This is a genomic window from Arthrobacter sp. SPT-J7 (genome assembly GCF_059089965.1).
Window position 1 is genome coordinate 1 of record NZ_JBNHFF010000509.1, and the last position, 740, is coordinate 740.

Sequence of the window (740 nt, forward strand, 5' to 3'; positions counted from 1 at the left end):
AGCGCGTTGTCCAGGATGGACTGGTTCAGGCTTAGGCCCTCAGCCTTGCGGTCTTCCGTGATGAGCGCCATCCGGGCCCGGACCCCCTCCCGCGGCGACTTGGGCAGGAGTTCCCTGCCCTCCACCTTCATGGTGCCGCGGGTAAAGGGGGCGGCACCGAATATGGCGTGGAGCAGCTCAGTCCGGCCGGAGCCCTGGAGGCCGGCCAGGCCGACAATTTCCCCAGGTTGAACGCTGAAGGTGATGCCGTCCAGCTGGCCATTTCCCGCCCCCTGCAGTTCGAGAATTGGCTTTGTGGAGTCGGCGCCGCTGTCTGTTGGGGGCAGCTTGTCCGGGAAGAAGGCTGAGATGGGCCGGCCCACCATCAGCCGGACCAGGCCTGTGTCGTCCAGTTCCGACGCGGGGCCGGTGCTGACCACGCGGCCGTCCTTCAAAACGGTGATGGCGTCGCACAGATCGAAAATTTCCCGGAGACGGTGGGAGACATAGAGGATCGCCGTTCCACGCTCCCGCAGGCGGGACACGATCTGGTAGAGGAGCTCAACTTCGGCGTCGGCCAGTGCGGCCGTGGGTTCGTCCATGGAGACGATCCGGGCGTCATAGCTGACAGCCTTGGCAATCTCCACTACCTGCTGCTCAGCGACGGTCAGGCTCCGCACCTGCGCGGTGGGCCGGACGGCGCTGATGCCGAGCGAGTCAAGCAGCTCCGCCGTCTTCGCGTTCATGAGCGCCTTGTTCAC

The 740-nt window shown here is 65.5% G+C and carries 1 protein-coding gene; it reads right to left on the reverse strand.

The genetic code is table 11. The annotated features are described in order from the left end of the window. The coding region (locus AC5RWX_RS33945; RefSeq protein ID WP_494100528.1) for an ATP-binding cassette domain-containing protein at positions 1-725 on the reverse strand (725 nt) is incomplete at its 3' end. Positions 726-740: the final 15 nt, after the last annotated feature.